This window comes from Cellvibrio sp. (assembly GCF_039207905.1).
GTDB lineage: Bacteria > Pseudomonadota > Gammaproteobacteria > Pseudomonadales > Cellvibrionaceae > Cellvibrio.
The window spans coordinates 109,217-129,268 of sequence record NZ_JBCECX010000013.1 but is presented as its reverse complement, the minus strand read 5'-3'; the positions used below and the strand labels follow the sequence as shown (position 1 = coordinate 129,268).

General features: G+C 51.5%; 13 protein-coding genes. 2 read left to right on the top strand and 11 right to left on the bottom strand.

Going from position 1 to position 20,052, the window contains the following annotated elements:
• From AAGC78_RS10095 to AAGC78_RS10075, 5 genes are all read right to left on the bottom strand, one after another.
• Positions 1-1,503, bottom strand: a complete 1,503-nt coding sequence (locus AAGC78_RS10095) for a monovalent cation/H+ antiporter subunit D (RefSeq protein ID WP_435783950.1) — start codon at positions 1,501-1,503, stop codon at positions 1-3.
• Positions 1,500-1,874 (bottom strand): Na+/H+ antiporter subunit C, encoded by a 375-nt coding sequence (locus AAGC78_RS10090; protein ID WP_435783949.1) that lies wholly within the window; start codon positions 1,872-1,874, stop codon positions 1,500-1,502. Before AAGC78_RS10090 ends, AAGC78_RS10095 begins: the two co-directional genes overlap by 4 nt.
• Positions 1,874-4,675, bottom strand: coding sequence for a monovalent cation/H+ antiporter subunit A (locus AAGC78_RS10085; protein WP_435783948.1), 2,802 nt, complete (start codon positions 4,673-4,675; stop codon positions 1,874-1,876). The genes AAGC78_RS10090 and AAGC78_RS10085 overlap by 1 nt, the downstream gene beginning before the upstream one ends.
• Before the next feature lie 106 nt (positions 4,676-4,781).
• Positions 4,782-5,975, bottom strand: coding sequence for a Na+/H+ antiporter NhaA (gene nhaA / locus AAGC78_RS10080; protein WP_435783947.1), 1,194 nt, complete (start codon positions 5,973-5,975; stop codon positions 4,782-4,784).
• 175 nt (positions 5,976-6,150) lie between these two features.
• A complete protein-coding gene (locus AAGC78_RS10075) occupies positions 6,151-12,204 on the bottom strand; it encodes a pectinesterase family protein (protein ID WP_435783946.1) in 6,054 nt (2,017 codons plus the stop codon).
• A 671-nt stretch (positions 12,205-12,875) separates the two neighbouring features.
• Between AAGC78_RS10075 and AAGC78_RS10070 the strand changes: the two genes are divergently transcribed.
• On the top strand, positions 12,876-13,613 hold the full coding sequence (locus AAGC78_RS10070) for a tetratricopeptide repeat protein (RefSeq protein ID WP_435783945.1): 738 nt from the start codon (positions 12,876-12,878) through the stop codon (positions 13,611-13,613).
• Between the two features lie 30 nt (positions 13,614-13,643).
• On the opposite strand, the gene AAGC78_RS10065 is transcribed toward AAGC78_RS10070, so the two are convergent.
• Genes AAGC78_RS10065 through AAGC78_RS10045 form a run of 5 tightly spaced genes read right to left on the bottom strand, consistent with a single transcriptional unit; the run spans position 13,644 to position 17,823 of the window.
• Positions 13,644-14,369, bottom strand: coding sequence for an alpha/beta fold hydrolase (locus AAGC78_RS10065; RefSeq protein WP_435783944.1), 726 nt, complete (start codon positions 14,367-14,369; stop codon positions 13,644-13,646).
• 1 nt (position 14,370) lies between these two features.
• Complete coding sequence (locus AAGC78_RS10060) at positions 14,371-15,693, bottom strand: ATP-binding protein (protein WP_435783943.1); 1,323 nt, start codon at positions 15,691-15,693, stop codon at positions 14,371-14,373.
• Positions 15,694-15,711: 18 nt separating this feature from the next.
• Entirely contained in the window at positions 15,712-16,413 is a 702-nt protein-coding gene (locus tag AAGC78_RS10055; protein ID WP_435783942.1) for a response regulator, read from the bottom strand.
• Between the two features lie 47 nt (positions 16,414-16,460).
• Entirely contained in the window at positions 16,461-16,865 is a 405-nt protein-coding gene (locus tag AAGC78_RS10050) for a DUF3019 domain-containing protein (RefSeq protein WP_435783941.1), read from the bottom strand.
• Positions 16,866-16,920: 55 nt separating this feature from the next.
• Positions 16,921-17,823, bottom strand: coding sequence for a MipA/OmpV family protein (locus AAGC78_RS10045; protein WP_435783940.1), 903 nt, complete (start codon positions 17,821-17,823; stop codon positions 16,921-16,923).
• Between the two features lie 312 nt (positions 17,824-18,135).
• Between AAGC78_RS10045 and AAGC78_RS10040 the strand changes: the two genes are divergently transcribed.
• On the top strand, positions 18,136-18,894 hold the full coding sequence (locus AAGC78_RS10040) for a hypothetical protein (RefSeq protein WP_435783939.1): 759 nt from the start codon (positions 18,136-18,138) through the stop codon (positions 18,892-18,894).
• A gap of 83 nt (positions 18,895-18,977) precedes the next feature.
• On the opposite strand, the gene AAGC78_RS10035 is transcribed toward AAGC78_RS10040, so the two are convergent.
• Positions 18,978-20,051 (bottom strand): efflux RND transporter periplasmic adaptor subunit, encoded by a 1,074-nt coding sequence (locus AAGC78_RS10035; protein WP_435783938.1) that lies wholly within the window; start codon positions 20,049-20,051, stop codon positions 18,978-18,980.
• Position 20,052 lies beyond the last annotated feature (1 nt).

The following is a 20,052-nucleotide window of genomic DNA, read 5'->3' as shown; positions in this document are numbered from 1 at the left end:
CTATCGCACACGGAATTGCTGCACGGCTTGCAGGTAAGCGCCCGGCTCCAGCAGCTGACGCGCCACCGCTTGGGTGTAATCCAGCACCGGGTTGGCCAGCACCGTAACTGCACCTACACAACAGAACAGGCCAATTACCGCCAGTAGCGCGCCCAGGTCAGCGGCGGGCGCAGTTGCAATCTTGTCTTTGGTCTGCCAGAAAAACATTGAACCGGAACGGCTGAGGGCAATGAGCGTGAGCAAGCTGCCGCCCAACACAATCAACCAGAGCACCAGCGCGTCGTCATTGGCACCGGCGGCGTTGAGCAGCAACAACTTACCGATAAAGCCACTGAACGGCGGTAAACCGGCAACGGCAACGGCGCCGATAAAAAACAGTACCCCCAGCAACGCCGATTGGCGCAAACGTGGCCCTTCGGCAATGTGGTCAAGCAGTTCGCCGCGCTGGCGCAGGATCAAATCGGCGAGCAGGAACATGGCGCCGCAAATCAACGTTGAGTGGACGAGGTAATAAAGACTCGCTGCCAATCCGGCTTCGCGGTTAAGGGCGATACCCGCCAGTAAAGTACCTACCGAGACAATCACCAGATAAGCGATTTGCACCCGCAGCTCGCGCGCCGACAAAGCACCAAGTAGCCCCATCACCAGCGTAACCAGCGCTATCGGCCATAACCAGAACCACGCAAAATTCGCCAGAGTTTCTGCGTTATCGCCGAAAATCTGCGTATAAACACGGATGATCGAGTAAACACCAACCTTGGTCATAATCGCAAACATGGCCGCAACCGGCGCGCTGGCGGCGGCGTAGGCGCGCGGCAACCAGAAGTAGAAAGGTGCCATGGCAGCTTTGAGGCCGAACACCACTAACAGCAGGATTCCGGCGGTGGCGGCGAGCGGCGCATCGGCGGGATCGAGCTTTGCCATTTTATCGCCGAGGTCGGCCATATTGAGCGAGCCGGTGATGCCGTAGAGCGCAGACACGCCCATCAAAAACAGCGCCGAGCCAATCAGGTTCACGATCACATAATGCAGACCGGAGCGCGCCCGCTCTACGCCGCGACCATGCAGCAACAGGCCGTAGGAGGAGATCAGCAGAATTTCAAAGAACACAAACAGGTTGAATAAATCGCCGGTCAGGAAGGCGCCGTTCACCCCCACGAGCAGGAAATGCACCATGCCGTGAAGCCGGTCGCCGGGTGCATCGTGGCCGCGCACGGCGTAAGCGAGACTGAAGAATGCCAGCACCGCCGTCACCATCAGCATCATGGCGCTCAGGCGATCCAACACCAAAATGATGCCGAAAGGTGGCGCCCAGTTACCCGGGGCGTAAAGGCGTATCTCCCCGTCGCTGGCCAGCATCAATAAACAAGCCGTCACACCAACTAGGGCAGTGGCAGATAACAGGCTGATACTGCGGATCAACCGGCGGCGGCCAGCCAGCAGCATCAGCAGTATGGCCGTGATCAACGGCAGGACGATAGGCGCAAAAATAACGTGGTTCAAACCTCGTCCTCCTCTAGCGGGCGCACAGGTTTGGCCGGCTTTTCACCGATGGCAGCGCCACCGTCCACATGGTCGTTGCCCAATTCTGCGCGGGCACGCAGGGAGAGCACCAGCAAGAAGGCCGTCATCGCAAAACCGATCACAATAGCGGTCAACACCAGTGCTTGAGGGATGGGATCGGCATAGGTATCCGACGAGCCAATCACCGCCGGGGCGCCGGAGCGCAAGCGTCCCATCACAAAGATAAACAGGTTTACCGCGTAGGAGATCAGGGTTAAACCGAGGATCACCGGAAAGGTACGGGCACGCAGCAGCAGGTACACACCGCAACTCACCAATACCGCAATTACCACTGCAACAAGTACTTCCATCAGTGGGACTCCTCTGAAGTTGTGGCCGTAGGTTGAACCTGCGCGAGATTGCCCAACTGCGACAACATCAGCAGGGTCGCCCCTACTACCGCGAGATAGACACCCACATCAAACAGCAGCGCTGTGGCCAGTTCTATATCGCCAATTAACGGGATATGCACATGAGTAAAAGCGGTAGTCAGGAAGGGATAACCAAATGCCAGGCTACCCAAGCCAGTGAAGGCGGAGACCAGAATCCCGACCAGACTCACGCGGCCGTAATCGACCGGCAAGCGCTGCCGCACCCAATCAGTGCCGCTGCAAATGTATTGCAAGATAAGCGCGATGGCGGTGATCAAACCGGCGATAAAACCGCCGCCCGGTTGGTTGTGACCGCGCAGGAAAATAAACACCGACACCATAAGTGCGAGCGGGAAAAACATGCGCGAGAGCACGGTGATGATGATGGGGTAAGCATCGCGTGCCCATTGGCGGTCGTTGCGCGGCACGCTCACTTCCAGCCCTTGCAACATCATGTACACACTCAAACCGGCAATCGCCAGTACGGTGATTTCACCAAAGGTATCGAAGCCACGGAAATCCACCAGAATCACATTGACCACATTGGTACCGCCGCCACCGCTGACACTATTAGCAATAAAGAAGTCGGCGAGGCTGGTGTCGTAGGGTCGGGTAAGGATCGCCAAGGTAAACAGGCCCACCGCTATACCGGTGCCGCCCGCCAGCAACATATCGCGGATCGCCCGCGGCCAGCTGGATTCGTAGGGTGTGAGCTGGGGCAGGAAATAAAGCGCCAGCATCAGCAGGATAATGGTGACCACTTCCACCGAAATTTGGGTGAGCGCCAAATCCGGCGCCGAGAAGCGCACAAAGGTGAGTGATACCACCAGCCCTACCGCACTCAGCGCCAGCAAGGCGGCGTAGCGGTTGTGATGGCTGGAGACAGTGACAATGGCCGCGACTATCATGATGCTCGCCATAATCACACTGATACCGTCGATAGGCGTGAGCGGAATCGTGCCCAGGATATTACCGAGCGGCCAGAACTCGTACGCCGCCATCCCCAGAGTGGCAGTGATAATCACCGCCACCGAGCGCTGCAACGAGCCGTTCTCCACCGCATCGGTACAGCGCTGGGCAAAACGCACCAGCCGCTGGATGCGCTTTTCAAACACGACTTTCTCATCGATACGATAGCGGCGCTCATAGAACGCAAACAGACCTTTACGTTGGTAGTAGAGCAATAGCCCGCCCGCCAAGGCGACAAAACTCATCAGCAGCGGCAGGTTAAAGCCGTGCCAGATCGCCAGATGATAGCGGGGAATATCGGTACCCAAAACCGCGTAAGCCGCCGAGTGCAGCAGCGGCGATACCAGCAAATTGGGCATCATCCCCAACGCCAGACACAACAGACACAAGAGCGCCATTGGCAGGATCATGTAGAGCGGCGCTTCGTGCGGCGGGTAGATCGGCAAGTCTTTGTTAGGCTCGCCGTTAAAGAACACATCGTGGATAAAACGGTAGGAGTAAGCTACCGCGAAAATACCGGCAAATGTCGCTATCAGCGGGAATATATAGCTGAAGTTGCCAAGTTGATCGAGTTTTAGCGTCTCCGAGAAAAACATCTCCTTACTCAGGAAGCCATTGAGTAGCGGCACCCCGGCCATGGCTGCTGCTGCCACCATCGCCACAGTTGCTGTCACCGGCATAAACCGCGCTAGCCCGAAAATTTTGCGCATATCGCGGGTGCCGGTTTCGTGGTCAATAATGCCCGCCGCCATAAACAGCGAGGCCTTGAAGGTCGCGTGGTTAACTATGTGGAACAGTGCAGCGATAGTTGCCAGGTCGCTACTGAAACCAAACAACATGGTGATCAAGCCGAGATGGCTGATGGTCGAGTAAGCCAGCAGGCCTTTGAGGTCGTGCTTGAACATAGCGTTGTAGGCGCCGAATACCAGCGTCGCAAGGCCGGTGAAAGTCACCAGATAAAACCACAAATCCGAACCGGAGAGAGCGGGATACAAACGCGCCAGCAGAAACACGCCCGCCTTGACCATGGTCGCCGAATGCAAATAGGCCGATGCCGGTGTCGGTGCCGCCATGGCATGGGGCAACCAGAAGTAGAAAGGAAACTGCGCGGACTTGGTAAAAGCGCCGATCAAAATCAGGCAGAGCACCAACGGATACCACTCGTGAGCCTGGATAATGCCAGCCGAATTGAGGATGGTCCCCAGATTGTAGGAGCCGACAATCTGCCCCAGCATCAAGGCACCCGCGAGCAAACACAGGCCGCCCGCACCGGTGATCGCCAGCGCCATACGCGCACCTTTACGCGCATCGCTGCGGTGCGACCAGTAGCCAATCAGCAAGAACGACATCAGGCTCGTCAGTTCCCAAAACACCACCAGCAACAGCAGATTGTCGGCCAGCACTATGCCGAGCATCGCCATCATAAACAGCTGCAAAAGTGCGTAGAGGCGACCGAGGGAATCTTCTTTGGCGATGTAGTAGCGGGCGTAGAGGATCACCAACAGCCCGATCACCAAAATCATCAGCGCAAACAGCATCCCCAAGCCATCCATGCGCAGGCTGAAGTCCATCCCCAATTGCGGCAGCCAGGGCTGATGCAGGAAGAACATACGGTTCTGCAGCAGGTCAGGCATGTATTGCAGCAGCAGAATCAGCGACAAGGCCGGGCCCAGCGCTGCGGATATTGCACAGATATTGCGCCCAAACCTTTCCGTCAATAACGGCAAGGCCGCGCCCAGCAAGGGCAATGCAATAATCAGCAGTATCTCCATGCGATCTCCTCAGTAGCTAACGGCCGGTCGTTGGGATTATTACCACTGCGCTCGAATCTTGTCAGTGCTATTCCATCGTCCAGCCGGAAAAATAATCAGGTAAAGGTTAGTCGGTAACCGTAGCCGTTTTAGGTTTGGCGATGTACTTGAGCCAGATATAACCCAGCAGCGCCGACAGGAATGAGCCACTCAGGATGCCGAGGCGGTCGCTCATGCCGGTGTTATCGGCGACATTCTGGAACGCGAGTGAGCCGATAAATAAACTCATGGTAAAGCCGACGCCGCAAATCACCGCCACACCGTAGACCTGCGACCAGCTGACATCGGCGGGCAATTTGCCGATTTTGAGCACCACCGCCAGCCAGGTAAACAGCATCACCCCTACCTGCTTGCCGATAAACAAGCCAAGCAATATGCCGAGGGAAATGGGGGATAAAAGATCGCTAAAACTTATGCCCGCCAGCGACAGACCAGCGTTGGCAAACGCAAAAATGGGCAGGATCACAAACGCGACAGGGCTGTGCAGGCCGTGTTCAAGGGCCTGCATCGGCTGGCGCTCTTTGCCGTCAGCATCCACACCTTTAAACGGGATACACAGGGCGATAGCCACACCGGCCAAAGTGGCATGAACGCCGGATTTGAGCAGGCTTACCCACACCAATATCCCGATGGCCAGATAGGCCGTTTTGCGCACCACCCCCATGTAATTCATCAGGATCAGGATGGCGATACCGACCGCTGCAAAACTGAACGCCATCGGCGACAGGTTATCCGTGTAAAAGAGCGCAATAATGATGATCGCGCCTATATCGTCGAAGATCGCCAGCGATACGAGGAAGATCTTTAAACTGGTCGGCACACGCGAGCCAACCAAGCCAAGTATACCGAGGGCGAAAGCGATATCGGTTGCAGTGGGAATCGCCCAGCCGTGCAGCGCGACCGGATCGTCGCGATTAATAAAGGCATAGACCAGCGCCGGTGCCAACATCCCGCCAATCGCAGCAATACCGGGCAGGGCAATTTTGGAAAGCTGGTTTAGCTCGCCAACCAACACCTCCCGCTTCAGCTCCAACCCGACCAGCAGAAAAAACAGCGCCATAAGGCCATCGTTAATCCACAGCAACAGGGGTTTGGCTATCGAGAATTCATCGATTGCCACTACCACTTGTACGGCCAATAGCTGGTCGTACCAGGATTTTAAGCCAGAGTTCGCTGCAATTAGCGCCAAGATCGCTGCTGCTATCAGCAAAATACTGCTTGCTGACTCCAATTTAAAAAACGCTTTGATTCCGCCAATCATTGCAGTCTCACATTCATCATTATGCCAACCCCGTACCTTAACGGGTTTGCCAGGCTTTGGGCAATAATTTCAAAGGAATCAATAAGTTATTTAACAAATCATGACTTAAAACAAAAACCCCCGCTGACGGGATCAGCGGGGGTTTTATGGATTGGAAGACACAAACCCTACGAAATTACTGTACGCGCTCCATCTCCAGAATGTTGACTCCACCCGTACCCAAGTTTTCACGGCCATAGATAAACTTGATCGCCGTCAGCTGATGGCTGGCATCCGCCGTGTAGGTAATGCTTGACCCTTCTGTTCCACCGGCTACCGCATAGGTTGCATCGCCAACTACCAACACGACATTGTCGCTACCCGCTAATGCAACTTTTGCTGCACTGGCACCAGAGCCTGTTTGTCTGAAATTAATGGTTACCGTGAAGGCTTTGCCAGCCTCTACCGGAATGGAAATATAGGTGCGAACGCTGGTAAGGCTTTCACCCACCGCTGGCATCATCACCGCGTTGCTGGTGAAGAAGGAGCCGTTGGTATTCCAAAATGCGTTTGCCGTGGCGTTGTTAGCAGAGCCTGCCGGGCGATAACGCAAAACGTTTGCCGCTGAATTAAATGTCAGGCCATCGACTGTGACATCACCCCCGGTTGCCTTGATGCTGTTGTCGGCCGCAGCGTTATAGGCCGCACCAAACAAGCTAGTATCCGCGACTGCATAAGCCGCTGAATCAAAACCCCAACTGCGGGTGACTGTCGCCAGGCTGGATGCTGAGCTGGACGAGCCATCGCCAACCGGCGCAGAACTGGCCGATGAACTTGAGTCACTGGTTGCAACCGACGAACCTGCGCTGGAGGCCGGGGTACTGCTGGTGCTGCTCGCCGAACCCGAACTGTCCGACGAGCTTGATTGGCCGAAGTTGACGCAATCGGTGCTATCGCCCGGCAGCGGATTCCAACCGGCACCGCTGTTGTACGCGGCAAAAATCTGCGCGCGGTTGCAGTAATCGCTGGTCACTTCCGCGAGGGATAACTCGCGACCACCGACGCGGCTCGCCAGACTAATGGTGTTGCCGCCCGCATCCATAGTGGCGAATTCACGCCAGCCGGTGGTTGCTGTTGGCGTAACCGGATTCGGTGCCGGCTGGCCATTAACGCCCGCCCCTGCCCAACCTGCAGTGTTGATGTGGGTATCCATGCGGCTGTTGATAAAGACCACGTTATCCCAAGTGGCAGATCCGCCCGGGCTGCGCGCCAGATAAGTCGCGCCCGCCGGAATGGTATGGCCAACCGGGCCAGCGCCCTGGGTCAGGTTGCTGTTGAGGAACACAAAACCTTTGTCCGCCGCCGTCAGCGTACGCGCCTGAACCACATAGCCGCCGTTGCTGGCATTGCTGCTGTCGCCCAGTGAGCGAATCTCGCTCTCTTCAAACAGGGAGACATTGTTGTTGCCCCAGATAAAGTCCACATTGCCAGCCACCAAGGTGCGGTAGAACCAGCTGTAGCCCTTGAGCTGGAGTGTGTCCTGCTCGCTGATAAAGTTGGCGTTTTTGGCGATCAAACGGCCGGTCGAGTTGAAATAAATCGTCTCGGCCTGGCCACCGCTGCTGGTTTTGATAGTCGTGTTTTTGAGGGTCAGGTTTTCCAGCGTCAGCATATCTGCCAGCTCCACCAGAAATACCGGGCGACCGGCTGAGCCAGGGTTGAGCCCTTCGGAGTTCTGGTACTGGATGACCACACCCGAACGGCTCTCGCCGGTGATGGTGACATTGTCTTTGTTGCGCAAGTAGAGCAGCTCTGGATAGGTGCCGTTTTTCACGGTAATGGTGACCGGATCAGACTTGCTCAGGTTCTGCATTGCATAGTTGAGTGCGCCTTGCAGGGTGCGGAAGTCAGCAGTAGAACCATTGTCATCCACAGTAAGCGAGGTTAAACCCGCCACCGGTGCTGGCTTGGTGGTAAAACTCCAGCCAGCATTTTTACCGATACCCTCAAACGGTAAGGTCGCGAGGGTTGCACCGGTAAAGGCCGAACCGCTCACCGCCACGTAATAGCTGGTGTTGTATTCCAGCTTTTTGCCCTGCAGGGCGATGGTGACAGTGTTGCCAGAAATGCTGATCGGACGGGTATTAAGGGTGCGATAAGTGCCGTAACCGATGCTGTCTTTGTGATCCACCAGCTTGATGGTATCTACCACCGAATCGTCGCTGCTTTTGAAAATACGGATGGCACCGGACGATCCCAACACCGGCGGCGAATCAAACGTCAGGGTCAGGTTGGTATCGGCATAAACACCGCTTTCACTCGTCGCCGGAGTAACCAAACCACTCAGGTTGTAAGTCGCGGTGGGCATTACAAATTGCGGGGCGATGGTTGCTGTGACTGTGCGGCTCAGGTCAGGGTCGGAGCCACTGGTAAAGGTGACAGTGGCAGTGCCTGCCCCCACCGGATTCAGGCTCACTTCATAGCCATTCACACTGGTGCTCACCACTGCCGGATTGCTCGATTCCACGGTAAAAGTGTCGTTGGCATTCTGGGTATTTTTTGCTGTGACGGTAATCACCCGCGCGGCATCGCCCACTTCGGCGTTGTAATTGGCGGTTGGCGCTATCGTCAGCTGCGCTGGCACTGGCGGTTTGTCGTTGGCATTACCTACTTTGATATCGTCGATTTCAAACGAGCGGTTGCTGGTGAAAATCCCGACCAAACCACGCTGGGTCAAGCTGGCATCGCTGAAGCTGGCTACCGCCAGATCATTCAGGTACAGCTTCATTTCGGTACCGATCAATTCCAGACGCAACTTGTACCACTCACCGTCAGTGGCACCTGCCGTCCCCAGACTAATGGCGGTGTTGTAGCGCATAGCGCCAGTGCTCGCCGGACTGCCGGTCGAGTTGCGCTCAACGATTTCAACCCGTGGCTGGTTTGTCTCATGGGCGATCATGCCCACGCCATACCAGTTATTGAGGTCCTGATAGCGCGCCATCACATAGATGGAACGCTGCGCAGTGCCGCTGGAATTGAGACGCGGACGAATACGCGCTTCCACGTAATAATCGGCCGAGGTCACACCGGCAAACTCTTCCGGTTTGATCAGCGCCAATACGCCACCGACACCACCGGTCGACGGAGCGGTATAACGCAGCACATTGTTATCCACTGGTGTATTCAGGATATCGAAGCTGCCATTCGCCCCGGCGATGGAAAGCAAATCCCACTTGCCCGAGTCGGTGGAGAAATCATCGCAGAAATACAGATCCGGTTCGGAACCGCAGGCAAAGGTCGGGATCACTGGAGCGCTGGATGCACTTGATGACGTAGTTGATGAAGTTGAAGCACCGGATGACGTCTCAACCACGCCACCAGTTGAGGATGCGGCTGAAGTCGAAGAACCCGTTGCCGGAGCGCTGCTGGCTGATGCCGATGTTGCTGATGAAGAGCTGCCATCGACCGCACTGAAGTCACAGTCATTCAGGTTTTCTGATACACCATAACCTTTAACACAGCCGATATTCGCCGGCAGTAAACCCGCCAGCTGTGCCGGAGTGTAGGCACCGGCATCGGTCCAGACCATCCAATCGATCAGCGCTTTATAGCTATTGCTGCCACCGTCGCCAATTTGCAGGTAGTTATTGGTCGCTGTGGTGCTGGCAAATTGCACCTCTTCCTGATTCAGGATCGGCGTGTTGGAACCATCCAGATAAGCGCGCGCCCAACCGGTAGTCGGGCTGGAGAGCGCCACGGTGAAGTGGTAAATGCGGTATTCATTCATCACCAAACCGTAAGCCGTGTTAGGTGCTGGTGAACCTTCAAACTGCACACCCTGGTTAGTACCGTCGGAGCGCAACACGACTTTCAAACGGCTGGCCGCTGTATCTGCCGTACCACCAAAAGCCGTTTCCAGTTCCAGTACCCGCGCATTTGCCGGTGGACTGAAACCTTTAATCCCGGCGATCAGGGTAAAGTATTTTGGATAAACGCCATCGTTGCGGCCGACATTACTCGCCCGCGCACGATTGTTTTTAGTACCGAGCGAAGTGGAATCAAATACAACTGCACCCGCACCGGTAGGAGTGAAATCACTTGCACTGCCCTGGATAACAAAGGGGGCGGTAGTCACACCATCAGCCAAGGTAATAGCATTGGCATCAAACGGACTGACACTGCCATTGAACAGGTTCCAGCTAACCGATGATGGATCAGCAGTCACTGGCTCATCAGTTGGCGGTGGCGGCGGCTCTATATCCCAGTCGGGGCGAGTACAGGCAAGCACGGCAGGCGGAGTAGTGATCTTGCCGGTACCAGCGTATTGCTGCACATGTGCGGGCACGTCTTCAACCGGGATCAAACTTGGTTGGTAAAGGTAGCCAGTCGGCAGCGTCAGGGTACCGGTCGAGGCGCTATCGGCCAGCAATTGATCGGCGAGGATATTCGCATCACCTTCTTTTTCTTCCCAGATAATGCCATCGCGCAATTGGTTGTTGATTAACTCCCAATAACCTATCGCAATACTGTCGCGCGACATCACCGGGTTTTTGGTGTTTTCAAACACGTTGCGCTCAACGCGGATAATCGCACCCATGCGCGAGTTGATCGCCGAGGTATCCACATTGTGATAGTAGTTGTTGTAGATGTGGCCTTTGCCGAAGCGGAACAGCGGCAAACGTGAATTCACGTGGTACCAATAGTTGTGGTGCCAGGTGATGCGACGGTCGAAGTTATCTTCATCCGACGAGCCCCAGAGCGAGGTCTTCCAACTGTCGTGCAGGTAGTTGTAAGAAATGGTGATATCCGCCACGTCGCTACGGCCGCTGACCAGTTCATCGTAATAATCTTTTTTGTATTCATCGCGCAGTATTGGATCGGTAATGCTCGCCGGCACAGTCACATTCAGGTCATTGAACAATTCGTTGTGGTCGATCCACACATTGCGCACCGGGCCGTTGCGGCCATCAATGGTGATGATATCGCCCTGCCCGCGGCTTTGCGGAACGTGGTACATCTTGAGGTTGCGGATAATCACATTGCTGGCAGTGATATGGATACCGGTGCCCCAGAATTCCGCATTGGCGCCGCGTCCGATAATAGATACGTTCGGGCGATTGAGTTTGATGTCGGTATTGCCCGAGTTGTGCCAGGTAATCACACCATCAACATAAATCGTCAGCGGTTTGCCAGTGTTGGCCGGATTATTCAGTGCCGCAATTAAATCCGCACCGGTGCATACCGCTACCTCCACCGCATTTGGCCCCGCACCACCGGTGGTGCCACCATTCAGCGATGCATAACCAAACACGGTATTAAAATCCATCGCCACTGCCGAACTGCTGCTGGACGATGAGCTAACCGAAGAAACAGATGAAACAGGAGCGCTGCTGGGCGAACTGCTCGCCACCGATGAGGGTGAACTGGATGCTGGTGGTACAACGACTATCGCGCTCGATTGCGATGAGTTGGCAGCGCTGGATAAAGGACTGCTTGATGGCGATGCACTGGAAAGCGGCGCACTGGATAAAGCCGAACTATTAGCCTCCGAACTCGCGCCCACTACTGGCGCCGAACTGAGGCTGGATGAGGAACTCGCTTCCTCGACCGGTACACCCACCAACTCCAGGGTATCGCGCAAATGGCTGAGCGCCGACTGCACCGACACTATGGTCGTATTAGTGCCGCCAGAATTGGCGATCAAATTCACCACTGCTGGCGAGGCCGCAAACGCAGTGAGGCTAAGATTGAAATCCACCTGCGTCGCCAAAGCGGCAACCGCCGGACTAATACTGATGCCGTTGGCCGGATTGCCATCGGTATCCAGACTCTGCAGCAGACGCGCAATATTCAGCACCACTGGCGAAGCCGGATTGAGAGTCTGCGCCATATCCAGCGGCGTCACTATGCCCTTGGCTGGGACTGGCGGAAACTCCAGCGCGCCGATAAAAAAGGTCACCGTCTCACCCGGCAGATAATTAAATTCACCCTGGGCATTAGTGACACCGGATTGTGTTGCCGTGCGGTAGCCAATCCCCGCCACAAACGCATCGACAAACACCCCCACAACGGGCGTCGCCGCACTTTGGCTACTGGCGGCAGCTTGGGTAGAACGGGCTTGAACCAGCACACTCGATTTTTGCGTCCCCGTTGGGGTCGAGCTGGCGGACGAATTTCCGCGTTTGGAATCGCCCCCACACGCACTGAGCAAAACAGACAATAAAACAGCTAATAGCAGATGGAATTTCATAGTGCTCTCACAGTTGTAGTTATTCTTGGATTTGGCTGCGCCAAATTCAGACAAAGCACTACCGCCAGAGGAGCTGACGATAGCCTCTGGTATCAACCGTTTACTGAAGATCACTGCCTAAATGCCAAATTATTATCAGGTCTACCCAGCGCAATCACGCATCGATAGCCACAGCTCAAGGCTGTAAAAACGCGAACAAATACTTAACACCCGAAGCACATCCCCATCGGGATTGATCGAGCAAAGGTCTTACATTGAGGAATAACATTGCCGGAGGATTTGAGGCTGAGCCTCTTTTACCGAGTGAGCCAGCTGGGCCAAATGCATAGTTAGATTTATGGGGCACATCAACAGAGGGTAGCTGGCGCCTCTTACCTTTCTGTGAAGGTGATCGCATTCTATACCCAACCTTTCGCCAATATCCACCCTTTGTTTGGATAAATACTGTCCAGCTGTGCCTTCATTTAAAAACCGTGGCAAACAAGCTCCTCGAAGACAAACGCACATTAACGTTCCTGACTGCCGCAGATCTTCTGAAAGGAGAATAATTTCCTGCTGTCGCATAAATTAAAAAGACACACTATAGTTTAGTCCCCCAACATAGCGGGACGCAGCCTAATGCTGGCTTTGGATTGCATAAGACATGAACGTTAAATAAAGGATGTTTGAAAATGCCTATCGTGGTTTTATCACTGTTAATTCAGATCGCGCTTGTTATTCACATAGTAAAAACCGGACGTAACAAAACCTGGATTTGGTTGGTCATGATTTTGCCCGTGGCTGGCGCGGTCGCTTATGTAGTACTTGAACTCCTACCCGATTTTGCCGGCACCCGCTCAGGGCGAAAAACGCTGCGGACGGTACAAGATTTAGTTAATCCCGATCGCGATTTAAAAAGTGCGGCACAGGATTATGAGATTGCCAAAACAACTGAAAATGCACAGCGTCTTGCGCAGGAATTATTACTAAAAGAGCAATACACCGAAGCAGCTCTTTTATATAAAAATTGCCTGAAAGGACTGCACGAGTTTGATCCGCTATTTATGTATGGTTTAGCTCAGGCAGAATTTGGCTTGGGTAATTTTTCTGCCGTCAAAGAATTGTTGGATCAATTGATTGCTAAAAACCCGGACTACAAAAATCCCGACGCACACCTGCTGTATGCGCGAGTACTTGAATCGCTTGATGATACACAAGCTGCGCTACATGAGTTTGAGGTGCTGGATTCATATTACCCTGGCGCAGAAGCCAGCTATCACTTTGCCAAACTATTACAAAAACTCGGGCAAACAGAGCGTGCGTTGAAAGTGTTTGAAGCTATTCTGGCAAAGGCGAAAACCTCCGGCAGTTACTACAACGAGATTCACGGTAAATGGATTAAATTAACTGCGTTGGAACTACGCCGTTAATCGATACGATAGGAAAAATTTTGCGCGAATTCAGGCGTTGGATACGCTATAAAAATCAGTGTGAGTAGTTTCTTTAACGAAAGTGTCAATTGCACGCCATGCTTCTGCTGGCGTAGATTGAAGTAGAAAGTGTTGGACAGGAAAAGTAATAACTGTGATTTTCGGATTAAGCGCGAGCATACGACTCAAATTCCATTTGGGAACAACAATATCGTATTTGGCCCGAAGATAAATTATTGGCACTGCACTTCTTCCAAGGGCTTCACGCGCATCCACTGATAATGCAGACCTAACTCTAGCTGCCAGTACTTGTGGTTTGATTTTTTGTAATTCGATACTTGCTGCTTTCAGAATGCTTGATGTGTTTTTATCGCTTAATTTAATCCGTAACCAATACAACATTGGTGCAACACTGAAAATAAACGTCCAGGGAAGATATTTGGTAAAGGTGAAGTAAGGTGCTGACTCAAAACTCGCGACCAATATTGTACCTATGTGATTGGTAATATTTTTAGCTAAAATAAATATCGCTATAGGCCCTGAAAAAGATTCCCCTACTAATACAAATCGCCCGTCAATCGAACTGATTTTTCCCAATACGTATTCAGTCAGCTCTTCATAAGATTTAACTTCATGCGTCGGGTAGCTAATTACCAACAGTTCATATTCATCGGTTGCAACGGCAAGTAAAGGATCAAATAAACCTGCGGTACCGTTAAGACCGGGTAATAACACAAGGGTTATTTTTTTTTCCATTTTAGTTATGATTTTTTTTAGGCCAGCGAATCTGCACCCTGGCGCCGCCGAGGATTTCCGGTTCGACAAATTGGGCGGTGCCGTGATGCCATTGCATGATGCGTTTGACGATGGCGAGGCCTAAACCGAAGCCGCCGGTGGAGGAGTTGCCGGAGGTTTGGTCGCCGTCTTGTTCGGCGTAGTAGAGACGGACAAAGGAATCGAATACACGCTCGCGTTCACTGGCGGGAATGCCGGGGCCGTCATCTTCTACGGCGATAATGTATTCGCTGTTGGTTTGCATAAGTTCAATACGGATGCGTGACTTCGCATAGCGTGCGGCGTTGTTAATGAAATTTTGCAACACAGTTTCAATCAACTTCCACTCACATACGAATTCAGCGTTATTGGTGATATCGCAAATTTCCAGCTGCAGGTTTCGTTGGTTATGCCGTGTAAAACGAATTTGTAATTCGTCCAGCAAATCGCGCATGTGGCCGTTGGTTTGTTTTAGCTGTTGGGTCTTCTGTTCAAAACCGGCGTAAGCCAAAAGCGCGCTAATCAGTGATTCCATTTCCGCAATATCTTGCTCCACACTGCGCAATTGGCGGCGGCCTTTTTCATCCAGTTTTTCTTCTTCAATCATGGCGAGTGCAAATTTCATTCGCGCCAGCGGCGTACGCAATTCATGTGAAACAGCGTTGGTCATCTCGCGATGCGAAGCAATCAATTCGCGCAAGCGCTGCGCCATATGGTTGAATGCTTGTGCGAGCGGATAAAGTGTTGAAGTCGGCGAAATTTTTAGCGTCTCGGGTACGCCGTCTTTACCGAGCGTACGAGTTTGGCTTTCCAGTTTTTTACTGTCGCGCGAGAGTGGCCACACCCACAAATAAATCACCAGCGCGATGCCGAGGTAAAACACCAATAACAACACCCGATAAACGGGCGATTCACTGTCGTCATCTACCGGAATGCTGAGCATAATGACTTGATCAGTCTGCGCGAGCCGTTTGTACCAGACCACATTATTATCACTGGTCGCGGCCAGAATTTTGCCCGCGTGCAATTCATGCATTGCTGCTGATTGGGCGAGATCATCGAGTGGGAGTAATTCCAGATTAATTGAAAGTTTGGTGCTGATTTGCTGCGCGGTGTTGTTGTAACCCTGTTCCGATTGTGGCTGTTGCGCTAATAAATCGTGTTCAATCAATTGAAATAATGCGTGGGTTTCGACGCTGGGTTCCTGCTCCGGGGCAACACTTTCCCAGAACTGGTTTAAGCCCCAGCCAATCACTACCACTGAGGCGACGAGAAAAAAATAGAGGGTTATAAACGCGCGGTTCACGTTATTAGTTCACCGCGTTTATTGCCAGGCATCTGCAATAAATAAATAACCCTTGCCCCAGATGGTTTTAATACGGGTGGGATTTTCCGGGTTGTCATTTAATTTTTTTCGCAGCTGCGAAATACGCACATCGATGGTTCGATCCAAGCCATCGTATTCGCGATTGTAGATATGGTTGAATAAAAATTCGCGGCTGAGGATTTGCCCGGCTTGGGCTGCCAGCGATAACAGCAAGTCGTATTCATGGCTGGATAAAATAATATCTTCACCCGCCAACACCACTTTGCGCGCAGTGGGTTGGATACACAATTGACCGAATACCAAGGCCTCTTGTTCGCGCGGATCATTTTGATAATAACGACGCATGAGTGCGCGTATGCGTGCAAGCAATACCCGCGGCTCGGCCGGTTTGATGACATAATCGTCCGCACCGTATTCCAAACCTAATACTTGATCGAGATCGGAATCGCGTGCGGTGAGCATTAAAATCGGGCCTTTAAACTGTGGGCGCAATTCTTTACAGAGTGTGAGTCCGTCTTTACCGGGCAGCATTAAATCCAACACAACTAATGCTGGATTTAAATTCTGCGCCTGACGAATCACGCGGTTGCCGTTTTCTTCGATAGCAACTTGAAAATCATTGCTCTCCAGAAAATCTTTTACCAGCTGCGCCAAACGGCGATCATCCTCAACCAATAAAATCAAATTGTTTTGCGACATAAAAAGTTCTCTGTAAAAAATCCCGTTGGCTATTTACCAGTTTCAACCTAGAAGAAGCTCCAGGGATTACGTCTGGCTTTGCGGTATTTTTTTTCGTTGTACACCACTTGAAAACGCTGGTCACTCAGTGAGGTGTTGCTGTCCAACTCGCGCAATTGAAAATCGGTACTTACACTCGCGGTCAATTCAAATTGATATTCGCCTTGTGTGGATTCTTGCCAACAGCGCAGCGGCTCAACTTTATCGGTTTGATACAAACACAGCGAACGTGCTTGCGCCGATAACCACTTTACTTGCAACTCATCGTGACAAACTTCTTCACCGGCATTCAATACACACAAGCGCGGCTTGATAGAAAACTGGATCAGGGGCAAAGAAGATGATTGTGCGCTGGATGAATCGTCCGCATAGGTATAGCTTGCCGGGAGCAAAGCTGCCAGTAATAGGGCCACCAGAGAACTAACATAGGTGAGAGGTAATAAAGCGCGTAGGCTCAGCAGGTCCCCATCAGAAATGGTACACCCCCCCAATGAAAACAGTGATCACTTTATTGTCATTTATAAGTGGACTTGCTGAGATTTCATCGGGCAATTGGCGATAGTTGGCCAAGAAACGCAGATCCCAGCGTTCAGTCAATTGATAATTCCAATCCAGGCGTGCAGTCGGTGTCAACGCAGCGTCTGCGCTGTAAGTGCCGCGAAGATCCGCTTCGGGCAAAGTGACACCATAGTAATAATTCACCACTTCACTGCTCTGCCAAATAGCACCGATTGAAGTGGACACACGATGACGGCCATTCACCCAATTTTTAGCGAGAGATACACGCACTTCATCGCCGTGATGGATGCCGGTAAAATCACTCACGTATTGCAATTGGAAATCGACCAGATCGGTAGAGAAGCTGTATTCAAATCCGCCCAAGCCCGCCATGCGACGGTCGCGCAGGTCGCGCTCCTGCACATCGCGGAACGCAGGCTCAACCAGTCCCTTATCCCCACCCGCATCAATCACCGGAAGGTTTTCCGGCTCATCGGTTGTTTTACCTGTGGTGGCGAATCCACTCGCATCGACAAAAAAATTGCTCGGACTCCATCGATGGAAATACACCTGGTCGTAACTCGGGGTCGCGAACAGGTTGAGCTGTTGGGTTTCGTTCTCCCACAGAATTACCCCAAAATCGAGATTTTGGATAAAAAAGCGTTCGCCGTTGTAATTGATTTGGGGGAGCAAAAATAGCGGGATATCAGGTGTAGCCTCAAGCGGGTTAGTGCGCACTCCTGCACCTATTCCCAAGCTCACATCCCACTTACCAATCTCGACACAGTCTTCAGTATCCGGCGAACACGCGAGCGCGCTGCCAGCAAGTACGGCGGAAGCGAGAGCAGCAATTAACGCGCGGAGCAAGATCATAGGCAAGGTATAAAAAATAAAGTGAAGATTACAGATGCTATTTATAAATGGCTTTTGCAGTAGCTGTTGTAATGATTTGTAGATAAATCGCTCAACACAGATCCACCATTAGCGCAGCTAGGATACCAGCAAGCGGTTAGCAGGTACAAAAGTCCATCTAACAATCATCTGTAACCACGATGATAACAATCTGTTCGGATTACAATTTTTAACGATAAGCTACACATCCTCAACAGACTCAAACCCGGGTATTACACAAAATTGGCAGGGTGAAGTAACAGGTTACATCCTTTAAAATTCCCGGAGCCCATCATGAACCCATCTTCTTTATTCAGTATTGCCGCACTAAAAAAGGCTCTTGCCATCCTGCCCTTGATAGGTTTGCTCACTGCTTGCGGTAGTGATAACGACGATATCAAAGTAGATCCAAATACCAAGATGTTACATATCGATTTCAACGATAGCATCACCGGTTGGAAAGCGGGCTTTGCTGACTATCCTGAAGGTGAAGAAGAGTTTTATGAATTAGGTTCGGGCCAGACTAGTTTGCCAGCACCACTAACCACGACGCGCAAAGGTTATAAAATTACCGGCAATAACCACAGTGATGACTTGTTTATGTTTATTACCAAACAAGTTGATGGGCTTGAACCAAACACTCGTTACAGTTTCCGTTTTAAAGTCACTTTTGGAACCAATGCACCAAACAACTGTATGGGGATTGGTGGCTCACCGGGCAACAGTGTATGGATTAAAGTAGGTGCTACAAAAAACGAACCCAAAACAGTGAATGATGGCACCGGCTTTTTGTTATTAAATTGGGACAAGGGCAATCAAGCTACCGGAGGCAGTGATGCCATTATTGCGGGTGATTTTGCAAACTCACAGGAGTGTGAAGCAAGTAACTCTATCCCTTATCTGAAAAAGACGTTGATTACTGAAAAGGATAGCTATACTAGTGTGACAGATGAAAAAGGAAGTGTATGGTTGCTACTAGGCACTGATTCAGGTTTTGAAGGCCCAACTACAATTTACTTTATGGAATTGGAAGTAGCCGCAACTAAACTTTAAAGAATTGCGTTTTTAAAACGAGATTCAATTAAATAAAAAGAGCCGCAATTGCGGCTCTTTTTATTTTCATTCAGCATTTACTATTAACGATGTTTAATCTTATCGCCTTCTTTCAAACCTTTGACCACTTCGATATTAATGCCATCTGAAATACCGGTTTTGATTTCACGCTTCTCATATTTTTGCGGGCCGGCTTCCACTTCTACAAATTGCTTTTTCTCTTCTACAATCAAGTTACCCTCATTGATCGCAATAACGTTTTCTTTCTTATCCAGAACTATATCAGCGTTAGCACTGTAGTTGGAACGCAAGAATAATTTCTCGCTCAGTTTCACTGCTGCACGAATCTGGAACTTGATAGTACCTTGATCAGTAACACCTTTTGGCGAAATATATTCAAGTACGGCGGTAAAGGGTTCACCTTCCAATGCACCTACATCCAATACCAATTCCATACCTTCGCGAATCTTGCCTACTTCTGATTCATCGACCATACCTTCAAAAATCATATCGTTCATGTCGGCAAGAGTTGCCACTGTAGTACCTGAACCGAAGGAGCTGGTCTCAACAATAAACGCACCTTCTTTATATGGCAGATCCAGCACCATTCCGTTTACGGTAGCGGGAATCATGTTTGATACTTTGTCAGATTTTTTAGTCGCACCGGATTTCAATAATAACAAATTGTTTTCTGCCGAGGTCACCGCTTCGCGCTGCAAGTCATAAGTCAGCAAAAATTTGTTGTACTCGGAAGCAGAAATTAATTTCTCGGCATAGAGTTTTTTCTGGCGATCAAATTCAACAGTCGCATTCTGTAAATTAAGTCTTGCGGTTTCCAATTGTGATTCCGCTTGGTTGAGCATCACCATGCTCGGTGCCAAAGTGATCTTCGCCAATATGTCACCCTTCTTGACGGTTTGGCCCGCTACAACATAAAGCTGCTCTACCACACCGGATACTTGCGATTTAATTTCTACTTCACGACGGGGAATAACTTTACCCACCGCGACTGTCTTTTTCAGAATGGTCGTTTTAAATACCGCATCCGATTGGTATACAACAGGTTTTGCTTGGGACTTGTTGTATAGAAATACCGCTGTGCCAATAAACACAATGGCGATCAAACCCAAAACTGCGTACCAGATAAACTTTTTCATG